Below are 17,272 nucleotides of genomic sequence, written 5' to 3'. Positions count from 1 at the left end.
GTATCAATGACGATCCCGGCCGCGTTACGGCGAGCAGCCGAGCGGTGGCCCGGCGAGACCGCGATCGTCGAGAACGGAGCGCACACCACCTGGTCCGAGCTCGGAGACCGCGCCACCGCGATCGCCCGCGCGCTGATCGGCAGCGGCGTGCGCCCCGGCGACCGGGTCGGGCTCTGGGCCCCGAACTCGGCCGACTGGATCGCGATCTCGATGGGCGTCTACGCGGCCGGCGCGATCCTCGCCCCGGTCAACACCCGTTTCACCGGGGCGGAGGCCGCCCGGGTGTTACGGACCGCCGGAGCCCGGTTCCTGTTCACCGTCGATGATTTCCTCGGAGCCGACTATTCCCGGGCGCTGGAGGTCGACCCGGAACTTCTCGGTTCACTGGACGTCGTCGTCATCACGCGGTTGGAGCAGTTCCTCGGCCGCGGAGCGGGCGTCGACCACACTCCGGCCGAAGCGGCCCTGACCGCGGACGACCCCTCCGACGTGATCTTCACGTCGGGGACCACCGGGCGCCCGAAGGGCGCGCTGCTGACCCACGGGTCGAGCACCCGTACGTACGAGGCCTGGTCGGACGCGGTCGGGCTGCGCCACGGGGACCGGTACCTGGTCGTCTATCCGTTCTTCCACTGCGCCGGCCTCAAATCGGCGGTGCTCGCGTGCGTGCTGCGGGGCGCGACGATCGTGCCGTGCCCGGTCTTCGCCGTCGACACCGTGATGCGCCTGGTGCGTGACGAGCGGATCACGATGCTGCCGGGGCCGCCGTCGCTCTACCAGTCGCTGCTCGCCGCGGACCTGTCCGGCTACGACCGCTCGTCGCTGCGGCTGGCGGTGACGGGGGCGGCCGCCGTGCCGGTGGAGCTGGTGCGCCGGATGCGCGACGAGCTCGGGTTCGCGTCGGTCGTGACCGCGTACGGGCTGACCGAGACCACCGGCACGGTCACGGCGTGCCGGCACGACGACCCGATCGAGGTCGTCGCCCACACCAGCGGCCGGCCGATCCCGGGCATGGAGGTGCGGATCGTCGACACCGCGGGCGCGCCGGTGCCGGTGGGGGCACCGGGGGAGGTGCTCGCCCGCGGCTTCGCGGTCATGCGCGGCTACTACGGCGATGCCGACGCCACCAGCGCGGCGATCGACGCCGACGGCTGGCTGCGCACCGGCGACATCGGGGTGCTGGACGCGGCCGGGAACCTGCGGATCACCGACCGGATCAAGGACATGTTCATCGTCGGGGGGTTCAACGCCTACCCGGCCGAGATCGAGAACGTGCTGCTCGAGCACCCCGGCATCGCGGCCGCGGCGGTCGTGGGCACGCCCGACGAGCGGCTCGGCGAGGTGGGGTACGCGTTCGTGGTGCCGCGCGCGGGGGCCGACCCCGGCGACGTGCTCGGGTGGTGCCGGGGCCGGATGGCCAACTACAAGGTGCCGCGCTACCTGCGGATCGTGGACGCGCTGCCGCTCAACCGGATGGGCAAGGTCGAGAAGATCGAGCTGCGGAGGCGCGCCCGTGGTGAATGAGAAGGTCTACATCCACGAGTTCGTCGACATCATCGGCCACCACCGCGCGGACTACCTGCACCACATGACCGCGAACTGGAGCCCGATCGCCCAGGAGGAGCGCGACCAGCTCTGTTACGGCGTCTGGGGGATCGTCGGGACGACCCGGGACTGGCCGTCGGTGCTCAACCTGTGGGAGGAGGACGGCTTCGACGGGATGGCCTCGTCGTTCCGGCACGAGTTGCGGGGCGGGGGTCTCCAGGATCCGCAACTGGCGCACTGGTGGGCCGAGGCGGCGAAGTTCCGGTCGCACGGCACCGACCGGCTGCTGGTGCCGGCCCCGTGGACACGCACGATCACCGAACTGTGCGCCGACGGCGTACGGGGCGAGACGTACGCGCACGAGCAGTTCACGTGCGCGCCGGGGGGTGCGCCGGCGCTGCTGGAGCGCGCGGCGGCGTCGTCGTCCCTGCTGGAGGAGTTCGGCTGGGTGCTCGCCGGGGCGTGGGAGACCGCGATGACCGGCGGGTCGGAGATCTTCCTGCTCTGGGCCATCCCGACCTGGGAGCAGTGGGCCGCCGCCGAGCAGGCCGAGCGGGCCGACTCGGCGCTGGGGCGCTGGCGGCGCGCGTTCTACCCGCGCACGACATCGGCGCACCGGTTCCTGCTGGTCGACGCCGAGCTGAGTCCGTTCCGGACCGGGCGGCAGCCGACCCGCGCTGACCGCCGCAGCGAGTGGAAGGAGTCGTCATGACTGTTGTCGAAACCGGTGGGTCGGCCATCCCGGGCATCGTCGACGTCGACGCCCACGTGGTGGAGCCCGCGGACCTCTGGACGTCGCGCCTGCCGGCGAAGTATCGCGACGTGGGGCCGCACATCGTCTACCTCCCCGGCGGGAAGCCGAAGCTCGACGGCGGGATGTACGTCGAGGAGCCCGGCACCGAGGGGCCCGACGTGGCCTGGTGGTTCTACGAGGACCACAAGTACTCGATCAAGCGCCTGATCGCCGCGGCCGGGTTCCCGGCCGACGAGATCACGATGGACGGCGTCACGTACGAGCAGATGCGTCGCGGCTGCTGGGATCCGGCCGCGCGGATCGCCGACAACGCGGCCAACGGCGTCGAGGCGCAGATGTGCTTCCCGAACTACCCGCGGTTCGCGGGGCAGATCTTCCTGCGGGGCGCGGACAAGGATCTGTCGCTGCTGTGCGTGCGGGCCTACAACGACTGGATGGTCGAGGAGTGGTGCGGCGGGTCGGCCGGGCGTCTCGTCCCACTCTGCCTGGTCCCGCTGTGGGACGCCGAGCTGGCGGCCGAGGAGGTGCGGCGCAACGCGGCCCGCGGGGTGAAAGCGGTGGCGTTCAGCGAGATCCCGGCCTACCTGGGGCTACCGAGCATCCACAGCGGGTACTGGGATCCGTTCTTCACCGCGTGCGCCGAGACCGGGACGGTCGTGTGCATGCACATCGGTTCGGGCACGAAGACGCCGAACACGTCGAAGGACGCCCCGGACGCGGTGGCGTCGACGATCATCTTCGGCAACTCGGTCGCGAGCCTCACCGACTTCCTGTTCTCCGGCGTGCTGCACCGGTTCCCCACCTTGCGCCTGATGTACGCGGAGTGCCAGATCGGCTGGGTCCCGTACCTGCTCGAGCGGGTGGACGACGTCTGGGAGACGCACAAGGGCTGGAGCAACTCGCAGCTCAACTGCCCGGAGCTGCCGTCCTCGTACTACTTCCGGCAGGTCTCGGCGTGTTTCTTCAAGGACCGGGTCGGGATCGACCTGATCGAGCGGGTGGGGGTCGACAACATCCTGTTCGAGACCGACTACCCGCACCAGGACGGGACCTGGCCGGCGTCGATCACCGCGGCCGAGGAGCAGTTCGGGCACCTGCCGCCGGAGCAGATCCGCAAGATCGCACGGGGCAACGCGATCCGCCTGTTCGAGCTCCCGCTGGAGCCCTAGGCGATGACGCCGTCGGCCCGCAGCGACGCGAGGGTCGCGGCGTCCAGGCCCAGGACCTCCGAGGTGTGCTCGCCCAGGTAGGGCGGGCGGGCCTCCTCGGGGGCCTGGACGCCCGACATCCTGATCGGGTTACCGGCGACCAGCACGGGTTGGTCGACGCCGTCGGGACGGGCGATCTCCACGAGCATGTTCCGGGCCCGGACGTGGGGATCGGTGACCACGTCCCCGGGGCGGTAGCACGGGGCGGCGACCAGCCCGGCCCCGGCGAGGCGCTCGGCGGCGTCGCGCATGCCGTACGGGGCCGCCCAGTCCTCCACGGCCGGCCGGATCGTGTCGGCCCAGCGGTCGTGCCAGCCCCACCCGTCGGCGAACCGCTCGTCGCCGATCCACTCCGGCCGCCCCAGCAGCCGTGCCAGCCGCTCGAACTGGTGCGGGCGGCTGACCTGCAGCACGCACCACCCGTCGTGGCAGTGGAACGACGTGAGCAGGTACGGCACCCGCGTCTCGACGTCGGGCTCGCGGCGCAGCCCCATCGACCAGAAGTTCGTCACGATGTCGGAGATCGAGAGCATCGCGTCGAGCATGGCGACGTCGACGAGCTGACCCCGGCCGGTCAGCTCCCGGTGGCGGAGCGCGGCGAGCACCCCGATGACGCCGAACAGCCCGGCGCCGGTGTCGCCGAGGCCACCCATCGGGTTGAGCACCGGCGGCTGGTTCGGCCGGCGCGCGTACTCGTAGGCGCCGCACATCGCCTCGGCGACGCTCGCGTAGGCCGGCCACCGCTCGTACGGCGAGTCCTTCCCGAACCCGGTGACGCTCAGATAGATGAGCCTCGGGTGGCGGACGGCGTCGTACCCCAGCCCGAGGCGGTCGGCGCGGCCCGGGCCGAGGTTCTCGGCCACCACGTCGAAGCTCCCGGCCAGCCCGCGCACGAGGTCGCGCCCGCGCGGGTCCTTCAGGTCGACCGCGAGGCTGCGCTTGCCGCTGCCGTAACGCAGGAACGTGGCGCCGGCGCGGCGGCCGGAGCCGTCGACCATCGCGGGCTGGGCCGCGCGGCCGGACTCGCCGGTGAGCGGTTCGACCTTCACGACGTCGGCGCCGAGGCGGGCCAGCAGCTGGGTGGCGAACGGCACCGCCTGCATCTGTTCCAGGGCCAGGACGCGGATACCCGAGAGCGGCATCATAAATAAAATATACAGAACTCAGGGCCGGGAGCGGACGTGTTCGCGCAGACGCGCGACGGTCTCGCGGAAGTGCGGCTGGGCCACCGACCACTCCTGGGCGGCGAGCTCGACCGCGGCGGCGTCGGCCGGGTCGCGCAGGCCGCGGGAGGCCCGCAACGTGGCCTTGGTCAGGCGGACCAGCTCGGGGGAGCGGCCGGCCACCCGTTCGGCGAACGTGTCGGCGAGCGTCGGCAGGGCGGCGTCCGGGACGCAGCGCCAGGCCAGGCCGTGGGCCACGGCCTCGGGGCCGGTGAGCACGTCACCGCAGAGCACCAGCGCCGCCGCGCCCTGCTCGCCGATCCGCCGCGACAGCCGCCACAGGTGCCCTCCGCCCGGGTGGATGCCCACGTCGAGGAACCGCGGATCGAACCGGGCGCTCTCCCCGGCGAGGACGACGTCGCAGGCCAGCGGTAGGTTGACGCCGGCGCCGATGGCCGGGCCCTCGACCGCGGCGATCGTCGGCACCGGAGCGTCCGCGAGCGCGGTGAACCCGGCGTACGACGCCGCCAGCGGGGACGTGCGGTCGGCCAGCCCGTCCAGCGACCCGCCCGCGCAGAACACCGGCGGTTCGGCGTCCAGCACGAGCACACGGGCGCCCTCGGCCAGCAGTGCGCGCACCCCGGCGGCCAGTTCGTCGCTGAGCCGGCGGCTGAGCGCGTTGCGGTGGGCGGGATCGGCGAGCGTGAGGCGGCCGACGCCGCGGATCAGTGACGTCCGAACGGTGGGCACGGGCGCGCCTCCAGCCTGCTCAATACGTATGGAATAATGTATATCGGAGTTGGGGCACGAGGAGGTCGTGATCGTCACGCGAGCAGAGGTGGGAGCATCCGGCGTGGAGTTCGTCGCCGACGAGGCCGGTGGTCTCTCCCGCCCCACCAGTGCGCAGCAGGTGGCCGCCCACATCCGGCGGATGATCTTCGATCAGCGGCTCCGGGCCGGCGAGCGGGTCCCGCAGGACGAGATCGCCGCCGAGCTGCGGGTCAGCCGGGTCCCGGTGCGCGAGGCGGTCATCGCGCTGGACCGGGAGGGGTGGGTCACGTCCCGCCCGCACCTCGGGGCGTTCGTCAACGGGCTGGACGAGAACTCGGTCCGCGACCACTACGAGCTGCTCGGGCTGATGTACGGGCTGGCCGCGCGGCGCGCGGTGGAGCGCGGCACCGAGGAGGGCATCGCCGCGCTCGCCGAGACCGCCAAGGAACTGCAGGCCACGAACGACGCGGACGCGTTCGCCGCGCTGAACACCACGTTCCTGCGCCAGGTGCTGGTGCTGGCCTCCTCGCGGCGGATCAGCGCGGTCGCGCGCGTGATCACCACGAACATCGTGCCCGGGAACTTCTTCGCCCAGGTGCCGGGCGTGATCCGTATCCACAAGCGGGGCATGCGCGCGATCGTGAAGGCGCTCAAGGCCGGCGACGGCACCGGCGCCGAGGCGGCCTTCGTCGACCTGCTCCGGGCCGAGACCGACAGCGTCGTTTCTCTCCTGGAACAGCGCGGCCTACTGTCCTAGCAGCGCCGCGACCTGTGCGTCGGAGTAGCCGGCGACGTCGCGGAGGACGGTCTCGGTGTCGGCGCCCAGTGCCGGGGCGGTCGTGGGGCCGGGTAGGTCCAGATCGGGGAAGCGGATCGGGCTCGGCATCATCTCGGTGCCGGTGGCCGCCGCGTCCGTCCAGGGCATCCGTTCGACGAACTGCGGGTCGTCGCCGACCGTCCGGGGCGTGTTCACCGGGGCCAGCGGCACGTCCGCGGTGACCCCCAGCTCCACCCACTCCCACGTGGTACGCCGGGCGAACAGCGCGGTCAGCGTGCGCCGCAGCGCCACGTCGCCCGCCGCGTGGTTCGCGATCTCCCGCGTGTCGGTCTCGTCGATCAGCTCCGGGCACCCGGCCGCGTGGCAGAAGTTGCGCCAGAACCTGTTCTCGGACGCCATCAGCAGCACGTGTCCGTCGGCGGTCGCGTACAGCTGGTAGCGGACGCTCTCCCGCATGCCGCCGGTGCCCGGAGCGCGCCGCCGGAGCCCGTCGGCGGGGTTGCCGGTGACCTCGTCCGCGGGGCGCCGGTACGCGCGCCACCCCTCGATCCGGAGCCAGTCGAACGCGGCGGCCGCGTCCGACTGCGCGACCTCCACCCGGGCCCCGACGCCGGTCGCGCGGGCCCGCAGCACCGCGGCGAGGATCCCCAGCGCCCCGAACAGCGGCCCGGCCGTGATGCCGATCGACACGTGGTCGGGAATCGTGGGGAACCCGTCGGCGTCGGTCTCCGGCGCGACCACGCCGGCCCAGGTGTCGAACGCGATCCCGTGGCTGGCCAGGCCGGCCAGCGGCCCGGTGGTGCCGAACCCGCTCACGGTCGCGAACACCAGCGCGGGGTTCACCGCGCGCAGGGCGTCGAACCCGAGCCCGCGCCGCGCGAGGCCGCCGGGCCGCATCGCCTCCACGACGACGTCGGAGCGGGCCGCGAGCGCGGTGAACGCGGCCACCCCGGACGGTTCGCGCAGGTCCAGGACGACGCTGCGCTTGCCCCGGTTGAGGTGGAGGTGCATCAGCGAGACCCCGTCGACGATCGGCCACGCCATGCCGCGCACGTAGTCACCGCCCGGTGGCTCGACCTTGATCACCTCGGCCCCCAGGTCGGCGAGGTGGGTGGTGACCGCGGCCGGACCGAGGATCGAGCACTCGAGGATCCGCAGGCCGTGCAGGGGAGCATCAGGCACGCTCAGATTATATACAGTATTAAAGATCTGAACCGAATCAAGACGTCGGACCAGTTGACCGTGGGTAGAACCGGTTCTAGTATTTCCGCCACGTTGTCCTGTGTACTCCGTCCGGACATCGAACTGTGGGCCCGAAGCGCCCGGCTCCAGCACGACGCTCCTCCCGCCAGCTACGTATCTGGATCAACGGCGATCGGATGGTGTCCCCATGACCGCTGCACCCGACCCGGTGACGTCCGAGCGCCAAGCGCCCTCGGACGCGCCTACCGCGCCGGTGGCGCCGCCGGTCCTCCCGGACCACGCTCCCGAGCGTGCGCAGGGGGAGCCGCCACGCTCCCGTCGCCTGCTCCGGCTCGCGCTGATCGGTGCCGGGATCTTCCTTCTCGTGGTCGGCATCCTGCTGCCGCTCTACGTCTATCCCCGGGTCGCCGTCCTCCCGGCCGATCCCCAGACCGAGCAGATCCTCAAGGGCGGCGACGCCACCGTGCTGATGCCCGACATGGACGCGCCGGCCGGAGCGACGGTGCTCACCGGCGTCGACGTGACCGCGCGGAACTTCGTCTCCCGGGCGACCGGTGTCGACAACGACGGCGACGACAACGTCTGGGACATCGCGACCCGGATCGAGGTCGACGGGCGCGGGCTGCTGCAGGCCCGGGTCGAGCGGCTCTCGATCGACCCCCGTACCGGCGAGTCCACGAACTGCTGCGGCGACCGCGTCGTCACCGACGAGGCGGAGCCCGACGGCAAGGAACTCCGCCACGAGGGCTACTACACGTTCCCGCTCGACACCCAGAAGAAGTCGTACCAGATCTGGGACGTCAACCTCGAGCGCGCGACGACGGCCGAGTACGTCGGCGAGTCGACGAAGGACGGCCTGGACGTCTACGTGTTCCGCAAGGCCGTCCCGCTGCAGAGGATCGGGTCGAGGGAACTGCCGGGCGCGCTGTTCGACTCCAGTGCACCGGGCCTCGACGCCGAATCCTGGTACGCCAGCACCCGGACGTACTGGATCGAGCCGAACTCCGGTGACGTGATCGGCATCCGCGAGGAGATCACACAGCAGTACACCGCGAACGGCAAGACCGTGACCGCGTTCGAGGCGAAGATGGACAGCGTCCGCAACGCCGACGACCGGCTCGAGCGGGCCGAGCAGGCGCAGAGTCTGCTGCCGTGGCTGCGCGGCCGGGCCTCGATCGTGCTGGTGGTGCTCGGGCTGATCCTCTTCGTCGCCGCGGTGCTGGTCGGGCGCCCGGTCCGGCCGCGCCGCCGGACGTCGGCGCACTGAGGCCGCTAGCTCTTCCCGGCCTGCTCGTCCCGCAAGCGCGGGACGAGCAGGTCGACGAACTTGTCGGCGATGCGGTGGATCTCGCCGACGTCGCCGCCGCGATAGATCGCGTGGGTCAGCCGCGACGTGATGAGCGCCCACAGCATCGTCGCGGCGTCGTCGGCGGGGGCCCGGCCCAGCACCGCGACCTCCGCGGCGAGCGCGTCCCGGGCGTCGCGGGCGAACTCGGTGAGCAGCTCCCGCGCGTTGGGGTCGGCGCTGCTCTGCAGCGTGACGTGGGCCCGGTAGAACTGCGGCTGCCGCTCGTAGGCGGTGATCACGCCGTGCACCCGGGCGCGCACGCGCGTCTCCGGCGACGCGCCGGAGGCCGCGAACGCCGACCGGCTGCCCCAATCGGTCACCACCGCCGCGTACAGGTGCTCTTTCGACGAGAAGCAGCGGTACAGCGTGCCGAGGGCGACCCCGGCGCGCTGGGCGACGTCGCGCATCTGGATGGCCTCGTACTCCTGCTCCTCCAGGGACTCCCGGGCCGCGCGCAGGATCCGGTCCCGGCGCTCGACCTGCCACGACGACGTCGTCACGCGCGCACCTCCAAGGCGGGGCTGCGTATTGTATATAATCTCAGCGCACCTAGGAGCCGCCGATGCGTGTCTTCACTACTCCGGACGAACTCGAGCGGGCCGTCGGCACCGAACTCGGTACCGGCGACTGGTGGGAGATCACGCAGGAACGCGTCGATCGGTTCGCCGACGCGACCGACGACCACCAGTGGATCCACGTGGACCCCGAACGGGCGAAGGCCGGCCCGTTCGGCGCGCCGATCGCCCACGGTTACCTGACGGCCGCGCTGCTGCCCGCGATGATGCGCGGGATCTACCGGGTCGAGGCGCGGATGGCCGTCAACTACGGCCTCAACAGACTGCGCTTCCCGGCGCCGGTGCGGGTCGGTGCGTCGATCCGCGCGGTCGTGCGCCTGATCGAGGTCACGAAGGTCGGCGACGCTCTCCAGGTCGTGTCGTCGGTCACCGTCGAGCTCAAAGGCGAGCCGAAACCCGCGGTGGTCGCCGAGACCGTGGGACGGTTCTACCTGTGAACCCCCGTGAGGCAGTGATCTGCGCGCCGCTGCGTACCCCGGTCGGGCGCTACGGCGGCGTGCTGAAGGACGTGCCGGCCGCGACGCTCGGTGCGACCGTGATCCGCGCCCTGCTCACACGCACCGGGCTGCCCGCCGGGTCGGTGGACGACGTCGTCCTCGGCCAGTGCTACCCCAACGGGGAGGCGCCGGCGATCGGCCGCGTCGCCGCGCTCGACGCCGGGCTGCCGGTCGAGGTCGGCGGGGCCCAGGTCGACCGGCGCTGCGGCTCGGGCCTGCAGGCCGTGCTCTGGGCCGCGATGCAGGTGCAGACCGGTGCCGCGGACGTCGTGCTGGCCGGCGGTGCCGAGAGCATGAGCCAGGTGGAGTTCTACTCGACGGCCGCCCGCTGGGGCGCCGCCGGCGACCAGTTGGTGTTCTCCGACCGGCTGGCCCGGGCCCGGGTCACCGCCGGCGGCGAGCTCTACCCGGTGCCGGGCGGGATGCTGGAGACCGCCGAGAACCTGCGCCGCGAGTACGACATCTCCCGCCGTGAGCAGGACGAGTACGCGCTGCGCTCGCACGAGCGGGCGGTGGCGGCCCAGCGGGACGGGCGCTTCGCGGCCGAGATCGTGCCGGTCACGCTCCCCGGCGGCGCGGTCGTCGACACCGACGAACACCCGCGTGCCGACTCGTCGCTGGAGAAGCTGGGGAAGCTGCGCCCGGTGCTCGGCCGCACCGATCCCGGCGCGACCGTCACCGCGGGCAACGCCAGCGGGCAGAACGACGGCGCGGCCCTGTGCGTGGTGCTCACCCGGGAGAAGGCCGACGAGTATGGGCTGCGCCCGCTGGCGCGGCTGGTCTCCTGGGCCGTCGCCGGGGTGCCGCCGAAGACGATGGGCATCGGGCCGGTGCCGGCCGTCGCGAAGACGCTCGGCCGCGCGGACGTGGCGCTCCGCGACGTCGACCTGATCGAGCTGAACGAGGCGTTCGCGAGCCAGGTGCTGGCCTGCACCAGGGCCTGGGGGTTCGGCGACGCCGACTTCGAGCGCTTCAACGTCAACGGGTCGGGGATCTCGCTGGGCCACCCGGTCGGCGCGACCGGCGGACGCATCCTGGCCACGATGCTGCACGAACTCGACCGCCGCGACGCGCGTTACGGCCTGGAGACGATGTGCATCGGCGGGGGCCAGGGGCTGGCGGCTCTGTTCGAGCGTGTGACGTAGCTCACCGAGTGTCCGAACGGGACCCTAGTTCGGTGAATCTGCCCTAAGAAACAGGATTCTACTTATACTGACGAGTAAGTTACTGGGACAGTAGTGAGAGGAGGTGGATGTGCGAATCGCCTTGCTCTCGTACCGTAGTAAAGCGCACTGCGGCGGCCAGGGAGTGTACGTCCGGTATCTGAGTCGTGGACTGGTGGAGCTGGGCCACGAGGTGGAGGTCTTCTCCGGCCAACCCTATCCGGAGGACCTCGACCCGCGGGTGAAGCTCACCGCGGTGCCCAGCCTGGACATGTTCGGCGGACCCGACTTCCCGCGCAAAGTGCGGTTCCGGGACTTCCGTGATCGGTACGACGTTCTGGAATTCGTAACTACCAAAACCGGGACATTCGCCGAACCGCTCGCGTTCGGGGCGCGAATCGCGCATCTGATGAAGACGCGGGCCGCCGACTTCGACGTCGTCCACGACAACCAGTCGCTCGGCTACGGGCTGCTGACGCTCGCGCGCCGCGGGGTGCCGCTGGTCGCGACGATCCACCACCCGATCAGCCGGGACCGGCGGGTCGAGCTGGACGCCGCCCGGTTACGCAAGAAGTACGGGATCCTGCGCTGGTACGGGTTCGTGAAGATGCAGGCCCGGGTCGCCCGGCGGCTCCCGGTGCTGGTCGGCGTGTCCGACGTCGCCACCGCCGACACGATCACCGACTTCCGCATCGACCCGGCGCGCTTCCGGGTCGTGCCGCTCGGCGTCGACACCGACGTCTTCCGCCCCGCCGGGCCGCGCGTCCCCGGCCGCATCGTCGCGATCGCCAGCGCCGACCGGCCGCTCAAGGGCGTCGCCCACCTGCTCGACGCGGTCGCCAAGCTGCGCGTCGACCACGCGGTCGAGCTGCAGCTGGTCTCGGCGCTGGAGCCCGGCGGCGCCACCGAGCAGCGGATCGCCGAGCTCGGGCTCACCGACTGCGTCACGGTCCGCACCGGCCTCTCCGACGCCGACCTGGCGGCGCTGCTGGCCAGCGCCGAGGTCATGTGCGTGCCGTCGCTCTACGAGGGTTTCTCGCTGCCGACCGTCGAGGCGCTCTCCTGCGGCACCCCGGTCGTGGCCAGCCGGGCGGGCGCGCTGCCCGAGGTCGTCGGGGACGCCGGGGTGCTGGTGCCGCCGGGGGACGCGGGCGCGCTGGTGACCGCGATCGACGGTCTCCTGGCCTCGCCGGAGGAACGCGAGCGGCTCAGCGCCGCCGGCCGCGCCCGCGCGGAGGAACGGTTCAGCTGGATCTCGGTGGCACGGGCCACGGTCCGGGCCTACGAGGACGCCAGGGGAGACGCGAAGTGCTGACGGTGGATTTCGACCGGCTGCGGGTCGGCCGGCGCACCCGTTTCATCGATGTCGGCGCCGGCGGCGGGCGGCACTCGTACGAGGCGCTGCGCCGCGGGGCCGAGGTGATCGCGTTCGATCTGGACGAGATCGAGCTCAAGAGCGTCGCGGACATGTTCGCGGCGATGGAGGAGGCCGGCGAGGTGCCGCCGGGCGGTTCCGGTGCGGTGCAGCCCGGAAACGTCCTGGAGATGCCGTACGAGGACGGTCACTTCGACGTCGTCCTGGCCTCCGAGATCCTCGAGCACGTACCTGAGGACGACGCCGCGATCGCCGAGCTGGTGCGCATCCTCGCCCCGGGCGGAACGCTCGCGGTGACCGTGCCGCGCTGGCTGCCGGAGCGGATCTGCTGGGCGCTGTCCGACGAGTACCACGCGAACGAGGGCGGTCACATCCGGATCTACCGGGCCGACTCGCTGGAGCGCAAGCTCGTCGACGCCGGGCTGGTCGCGACCCACCGGCACCACGCGCACGCGCTGCACTCGCCGTACTGGTGGCTCAAGTGCGCGGTCGGCTCGTCGAAGGACGACCACCCGGCGGTGCAGGCCTACCACAAGCTGCTGGTCTGGGACCTGATGAGCAAACCGGCCGTGACGCAGGTCGCCGAGCAGGTGCTCAACCCGCTGATCGGCAAGAGCGTCGCGCTGTACTTCCAGAAGCCGGTCTCGGCATGACCGTGCCCGCGGTCGACGGCGTGTTCTCGACCGAACAGTGCGTCCGGACGGCGTCGGCGATCGCGGGCACCCAGCAGGAGTCCGGCGCGCTGCCGTGGTTCCCCGGCGGTCACACCGACCCGTGGGACCACGTGCAGAGCGCGATGGGGCTGTCGGCCGCGGGCTTCCTGGAGCCGGCCGCGCGGGCCTACGAGTGGTGCCGCCGCGCCCAGCGGCCGGACGGGACCTGGGCCGAGAAGTACGTCGGTGACGAGATCACCGACCCGAGCATCGACACGAACTTCTGCGCCTACGTGGCGACCGGCGTCTGGCACCACTGGACGATCACCGGGGACCGCGGCTTCGCCGACCGGATGTGGCCGGTGGTGCGCGACGCGATCGACGCGGTGCTGCGCCTGCAGTCGCCCGGCGGCGAGATCCCCTGGGGCCGCGACGCGGGCGGGGCGTCACGTACCGAGGTGCTGCTCACCGGCAACGCGAGCATGCACCTGAGCCTGCGGTGCGCGGTCGCGCTGGCCGAGCTGGCCGGCGAGGTCGTACCGGAGTGGGAGCTGGCCGCCGCCCGCCTGCGTCACGCGCTGGACTCCCACCCGGAGCGGTTCGCCGACAAGAGCCGCTACTCGATGGACTGGTACTACCCGATCCTCGGCGGCTCGCTGGGGGCGTCGGAGGCGTCCGCGCGGCTGGCCGCCCGGTGGGACGACTTCGTCGTCCCCGGCCTGGGCATCCGCTGCGTCGCCGACCAGCCGTGGGTGACCGGCGCGGAGACCTGCGAGCTCGTTCTGGCGCTCGACGCGCTCGGCCGGAAGGACGACGCGCTGGAGCAGTTCAGCGCGATGCAACACCTGCGGGAAGCCGACGGTTCGTACTGGACCGGCTACGTCTACCCCGACGCGACCCGCTGGCCGGTCGAGCAGACGGCGTGGACCGCGGCGACCGTGATCCTCGCCGCCGACGCGCTGTCGCGCACCACGCCGGCCAGCGGACTGTTCCGCGGCGAAGGACTCCCACCCGGTGTTCTGGAAGGAACGTGCTCATGCCCGGCGAATCTGTGACCTTCCCCGGTGAGCTGGCTGCGCTCGCGGAGTCGGTGAAGGGCTTCATGCCGGCCGACGAAGGGCTCGCGCTGCACGCGGCGGCGCTGGCCCACCTCGGCGACGGCGTCGCGGTGGAGATCGGCACGTACTGCGGCAAGTCGAGCATCTACCTGGGGCACGCCGCGTCGCTGACCGGCGGCACGGTCGTCACGATCGACCACCACCGCGGCTCCGAGGAGCACCAGGAGGGCTGGGAGTACCACGACCGGTCGCTCGTGGACTCGACCGGGCGGCTCGACACGTTGCCGGAGTTGCGCCGCACGCTGGCCGCGGCCCGCCTGGAGCACGTCGTGACGCCGATCGTCGGCCGCTCGGTCGACGTCGCCCGGTGGTGGGCGCACCCGGTCGACCTGCTGTTCATCGACGGCGGCCACACCGACGAGGCGGCCCGCGCCGACCTGCGCGGCTGGGCGCCCTGGGTGCGGGCGGGCGGCGCGCTGGTGATCCACGACGTGTTCCCGGACCCGGCCGACGGCGGGCAGGCGCCGTACCGCATCTACCGCGAGGCGATCGACGGGGGAGCGTTCGCCGAGGTGAGCGTCACCGGGTCGCTGCGGGTGCTCGAGCGGCTGAGCTAGCCCGTCGGCAGTCCCTTCCAGGCTGTTGACCGTGTAAAAATCTATAACTAGAGTCCGGTCCCAGTTCCGGATACACCCGTCACCCGATCGACACGTGTCCGGGCTCTCGGTCGCCCCGTCGTGTCGCCGCGTCTCCGTTCCACCCCGCGCCCGCCGTCACCTTCCGGCGCGGGGGCTCACCGCTTCGGGCGAGTACCTGCCGGGACCCCACGGTCGTGTCGACCTACGGAAGGCTCCCCATGGGCTCGACCGACTCCAGACGTCTGCGCACCGGTCATCTGCTGATCTTCCTGCTCGTCACCCACACGCCGCTGACCCTGCTGTGGGGCGCGGTGCCGGAGACCTACCGCGTCGGGCAGGTCGAGGCGACGCCGCTGGTCTTCGCGTTCTCCGGCGTCGTCCTGCTGGGGTTCGTCTTCGGTTACAGCGGTCTGGCCAAGCGGCTGCGCCATCCGGGCGGCCTGTACGTCCAGGTGGCGCACGGCCTCGGCCGGCCGGTCGGCGTGGGCGCGGCGGCCGCGCTGCTCGTCGTCTACATCGGCATGGTCGCCGGGATGTACGGCTTCTTCGCCGGCGTCCTCAAAGCGTTGACGCAGAGCGTCTTCGGGTACGGCGTGCCGCTCTGGGTGGGGATCGTGCTGTGCGTGACCGCGGGGGCGGTCCTGAGCCGGTTCCGGGCCCGTCAGGTCCTGCCGATCTTCGCGGTGATCCTGGTGCTGCAGCTGGTGACCGTCGTCGTGACGCTCGTCGCGGCGTTCCGCTCGCCCGCCGGTGGGATGGCGTCGTACCAGAGCCTGGAACCCGGCGGCCTGCTCACCGGCACGTTCGGCGTGGCGGTGGTGTTCGCGCTGATGGCGTCGACCGGGACCGAGACGGCGGCCAACTACACCGCGGAGCTGAAGGACCCGGGCCGGTCGTTGCCGCGGGCCACGTACCTGTCGTACGCGATCACGTCCGCGGTCACCGTCGCCGGTGCGGTGGCGATCAGCGTGCTCGTCGGGCCGGTCAACGCGGCCGCGACGGCCCAGCAGGCCGGCCCGGCGCTGTTCCCGCTGCTGGTGGCGCAGGTCGTCGGGCCGCAGGACGCGGTGCTGGTGACCAACGTCCTGATGGCCGTGCTGCTGACCGGGGTGTTCGGCGCGACGGCCGCGCTCCAGGGCGCGCTCGTGCGTCAGCTGGCCGGGCTGGCGCGCGACGGGGTGCTGCCGCCGGCCCTGATCGAACCCGACGTCAAGGGCAGGCGCCCGCTGCTGCTCCACTTCGCGCACCCGGCCGTCGGCGGCTGCGTGGCGCTGTTCCTCGGCGACCGCACGACCGGCGCGCTCGAGCCCTGGGTGCTGATCGGGTCCACGCTCGGGGTGATCGGGATGCTGGGGCTCGCGTCGCTGTCGGCCACGGTGTGGTTCCTGCGCGGCGAGGCCGACGAGACGGGGTTCTTCGGCTGGGAGGGGCAGGTCGTCGCGGCCGCGTTCTCCGCGCTGACGCTGGGTTTGATCGTGGCGTACGGGCTCACCCACGTGCCCGCGCTGAACCCGGAGGGGTCCGGCGGGACGTGGCCGGTGGCCGCGCTGGTGTTCGTGCCGTTCGGGTTCGGGGTGATCGGGGCGCTGGTGCTGCGTGAGACGCGGCCGTCGGTGTACGCGATGATCGGACGCTCGGGGATGGACGCTCCGGTCGTGAGGCCGATGGCGGCTCCGACGGCGCCGCCGACGATCGCGGTCCCGGTGTCGGGCGGGGTTCCGGTGTCGGAGGGGGTTCCGGTGCCGGGCGGGGTGTCGGTGTCGGGCGGGGTTTCGGATCGGGGCGGGGTTTCGGACCGGGACCGGGCGACGCATCCGGCTTCGGCGGGGTTCGTTCCGGGTGATTCTCGGGTGGGGGATTTGGGGCAGTTGGGGGAGGACGAGCGGGCGCGGGTTGCTCCTGGGTATGCGCAGGCGGTGGGTGGGCCTTTGATGGCGGGGGATGCGGTTGTTGGAGGGCGGGTGGGCTCGCCGTCCGCGCCGCCGCCGGGGGTTCGTTCCGGGGGGTTTGAGGGCTTCGAGACGCCGGGGGGTTCGCCGTACGCGGTGCCGCCGGGTGAGGTGGTGCCTGGGGTGTGGCATCGGCCGGACAGGGCGCCCGTCGTGGAGCCTTGGGTCGGGGCGGTCGGGGCGGTCGGGGAGACCGGTGCGGCTGGGGCCGCTGGGGCCGCTGGGGCCGCTGGGGCCGCTGGGGCGGCCGGGGTGGTCGGGCCCGGACCTTGGGTCGGGGGGCCCGATTCCGGGCCGTGGGTCGGGGGGCCTGGACCGGGGGCAGGGACGGTTGGTTCCGGGGCGCGCGGCGGGGCGGTTGGTTCCGGGGCGCGGCGGTTGGCGGGGCCGGTGCGTGCCGACGGCGGGAACCATCCGTGGCCGGGGCAGCCGGAGATCGTTCCGGAAGACGCGCCCCAGCAGCATCCGGCGACCCGAGCGCAGCGACCGGACATCCCGGCCCAGCGACCCGCACCCGAGTACGACTGGTGGACCTCGCAGCACCAACCGCCCGCACCATGAGCGACGATTCCGTTGATTCGGCGCGTCCGCCCT

Annotated in this window: 16 protein-coding genes; 12 read left to right on the top strand and 4 right to left on the bottom strand. The window is 72.3% G+C overall.

Going from position 1 to position 17,272, the window contains the following annotated elements; genetic code table 11:
• Window positions 1-6: 6 nt before the first annotated feature.
• The 3 genes from CRYAR_RS25485 to CRYAR_RS25475 are packed head-to-tail and all read left to right on the top strand — an operon-like array spanning window position 7 to window position 3,468.
• Window positions 7-1,524, top strand: coding sequence for a FadD3 family acyl-CoA ligase (locus CRYAR_RS25485; protein ID WP_245620500.1), 1,518 nt, complete (start codon window positions 7-9; stop codon window positions 1,522-1,524).
• Complete coding sequence (locus CRYAR_RS25480; protein ID WP_211247627.1) at window positions 1,514-2,257, top strand: hypothetical protein; 744 nt, start codon at window positions 1,514-1,516, stop codon at window positions 2,255-2,257. Before CRYAR_RS25485 ends, CRYAR_RS25480 begins: the two co-directional genes overlap by 11 nt.
• Complete coding sequence (locus CRYAR_RS25475) at window positions 2,254-3,468, top strand: amidohydrolase family protein (protein WP_035855665.1); 1,215 nt, start codon at window positions 2,254-2,256, stop codon at window positions 3,466-3,468. Before CRYAR_RS25480 ends, CRYAR_RS25475 begins: the two co-directional genes overlap by 4 nt.
• Here CRYAR_RS25475 and CRYAR_RS25470 read toward each other — a convergent pair.
• Window positions 3,465-4,652, bottom strand: a complete 1,188-nt coding sequence (locus CRYAR_RS25470; protein ID WP_035855663.1) for a CaiB/BaiF CoA transferase family protein — start codon at window positions 4,650-4,652, stop codon at window positions 3,465-3,467. The two genes, CRYAR_RS25475 and CRYAR_RS25470, sit on opposite strands and share 4 nt — an antisense overlap.
• A gap of 18 nt (window positions 4,653-4,670) precedes the next feature.
• On the bottom strand, window positions 4,671-5,420 hold the full coding sequence (locus CRYAR_RS25465) for an enoyl-CoA hydratase-related protein (RefSeq protein WP_035855662.1): 750 nt from the start codon (window positions 5,418-5,420) through the stop codon (window positions 4,671-4,673).
• Window positions 5,421-5,487: 67 nt separating this feature from the next.
• Here CRYAR_RS25465 and CRYAR_RS25460 point away from each other — a divergent pair, with 67 nt between their 5' ends.
• Complete coding sequence (locus tag CRYAR_RS25460) at window positions 5,488-6,198, top strand: GntR family transcriptional regulator (RefSeq protein ID WP_211247626.1); 711 nt, start codon at window positions 5,488-5,490, stop codon at window positions 6,196-6,198.
• Here CRYAR_RS25460 and CRYAR_RS25455 read toward each other — a convergent pair.
• Window positions 6,187-7,401, bottom strand: coding sequence for a CaiB/BaiF CoA transferase family protein (locus CRYAR_RS25455; RefSeq protein ID WP_035855660.1), 1,215 nt, complete (start codon window positions 7,399-7,401; stop codon window positions 6,187-6,189). The genes CRYAR_RS25460 and CRYAR_RS25455 overlap by 12 nt on opposite strands.
• Before the next feature lie 208 nt (window positions 7,402-7,609).
• Between CRYAR_RS25455 and pgfA the strand changes: the two genes are divergently transcribed.
• Window positions 7,610-8,689 (top strand): cell envelope lipid trafficking protein PgfA, encoded by a 1,080-nt coding sequence (gene pgfA, locus CRYAR_RS25450; RefSeq protein ID WP_035855659.1) that lies wholly within the window; start codon window positions 7,610-7,612, stop codon window positions 8,687-8,689.
• A 5-nt stretch (window positions 8,690-8,694) separates the two neighbouring features.
• Here pgfA and CRYAR_RS25445 read toward each other — a convergent pair whose 3' ends face one another.
• A complete protein-coding gene (locus CRYAR_RS25445) occupies window positions 8,695-9,270 on the bottom strand; it encodes a TetR/AcrR family transcriptional regulator (RefSeq protein WP_035855656.1) in 576 nt (191 codons plus the stop codon).
• A gap of 62 nt (window positions 9,271-9,332) precedes the next feature.
• On the opposite strand from CRYAR_RS25445, the gene CRYAR_RS48195 reads away from it, so the two are divergent.
• The 7 genes from CRYAR_RS48195 (at window position 9,333) to CRYAR_RS43630 (ending at window position 17,239) form a co-directional block, all read left to right on the top strand.
• Window positions 9,333-9,782: a MaoC family dehydratase gene (locus CRYAR_RS48195; RefSeq protein ID WP_035855654.1), complete on the top strand. Its 450-nt coding sequence runs from the start codon at window positions 9,333-9,335 to the stop codon at window positions 9,780-9,782.
• Window positions 9,779-10,987: an acetyl-CoA C-acetyltransferase gene (locus CRYAR_RS25435; RefSeq protein WP_035855652.1), complete on the top strand. Its 1,209-nt coding sequence runs from the start codon at window positions 9,779-9,781 to the stop codon at window positions 10,985-10,987. Before CRYAR_RS48195 ends, CRYAR_RS25435 begins: the two co-directional genes overlap by 4 nt.
• Before the next feature lie 109 nt (window positions 10,988-11,096).
• Window positions 11,097-12,320, top strand: a complete 1,224-nt coding sequence (locus tag CRYAR_RS25430; protein ID WP_035866322.1) for a glycosyltransferase — start codon at window positions 11,097-11,099, stop codon at window positions 12,318-12,320.
• Window positions 12,314-13,033, top strand: a complete 720-nt coding sequence (locus tag CRYAR_RS25425; RefSeq protein ID WP_035855650.1) for a class I SAM-dependent methyltransferase — start codon at window positions 12,314-12,316, stop codon at window positions 13,031-13,033. The genes CRYAR_RS25430 and CRYAR_RS25425 overlap by 7 nt, the downstream gene beginning before the upstream one ends.
• Window positions 13,030-14,088: a glucosidase family protein gene (locus tag CRYAR_RS25420; protein WP_035855647.1), complete on the top strand. Its 1,059-nt coding sequence runs from the start codon at window positions 13,030-13,032 to the stop codon at window positions 14,086-14,088. The genes CRYAR_RS25425 and CRYAR_RS25420 overlap by 4 nt, the downstream gene beginning before the upstream one ends.
• Window positions 14,070-14,708 carry a class I SAM-dependent methyltransferase gene (locus CRYAR_RS25415; RefSeq protein WP_035855646.1) on the top strand — a complete coding sequence of 213 codons (639 nt, stop codon included), beginning with the start codon at window positions 14,070-14,072 and terminating at the stop codon, window positions 14,706-14,708. The genes CRYAR_RS25420 and CRYAR_RS25415 overlap by 19 nt, the downstream gene beginning before the upstream one ends.
• Before the next feature lie 239 nt (window positions 14,709-14,947).
• Window positions 14,948-17,239 carry an APC family permease gene (locus CRYAR_RS43630; RefSeq protein WP_051570939.1) on the top strand — a complete coding sequence of 764 codons (2,292 nt, stop codon included), beginning with the start codon at window positions 14,948-14,950 and terminating at the stop codon, window positions 17,237-17,239.
• Window positions 17,240-17,272 lie beyond the last annotated feature (33 nt).

The sequence above is a fragment of the Cryptosporangium arvum DSM 44712 genome, from assembly GCF_000585375.1.
GTDB classification, from domain to species: domain Bacteria; phylum Actinomycetota; class Actinomycetes; order Mycobacteriales; family Cryptosporangiaceae; genus Cryptosporangium; species Cryptosporangium arvum.
Note: the sequence above shows the minus strand (reverse complement) of the source record. Positions and strands in the feature narration are given on the sequence as shown.

What these genes read in the sequence shown, in the direction of transcription:
- CRYAR_RS43630 (WP_051570939.1), top strand. Translation starts at nt 14,948, where the DNA reads ATGGGCTCGACCGACTCCAGACGTCTGCGCACCGGTCATCTGCTGATC.
- CRYAR_RS25415 (WP_035855646.1), top strand. Translation starts at nt 14,070, where the DNA reads ATGCCCGGCGAATCTGTGACCTTCCCCGGTGAGCTGGCTGCGCTCGCG.
- CRYAR_RS25485 (WP_245620500.1), top strand. Translation starts at nt 7, where the DNA reads ATGACGATCCCGGCCGCGTTACGGCGAGCAGCCGAGCGGTGGCCCGGC.
- CRYAR_RS25475 (WP_035855665.1), top strand. Translation starts at nt 2,254, where the DNA reads ATGACTGTTGTCGAAACCGGTGGGTCGGCCATCCCGGGCATCGTCGAC.
- CRYAR_RS48195 (WP_035855654.1), top strand. Translation starts at nt 9,333, where the DNA reads ATGCGTGTCTTCACTACTCCGGACGAACTCGAGCGGGCCGTCGGCACC.
- CRYAR_RS25470 (WP_035855663.1), bottom strand. Translation starts at nt 4,652, where the DNA reads ATGATGCCGCTCTCGGGTATCCGCGTCCTGGCCCTGGAACAGATGCAG.
- pgfA (WP_035855659.1), top strand. Translation starts at nt 7,610, where the DNA reads ATGACCGCTGCACCCGACCCGGTGACGTCCGAGCGCCAAGCGCCCTCG.
- CRYAR_RS25420 (WP_035855647.1), top strand. Translation starts at nt 13,030, where the DNA reads ATGACCGTGCCCGCGGTCGACGGCGTGTTCTCGACCGAACAGTGCGTC.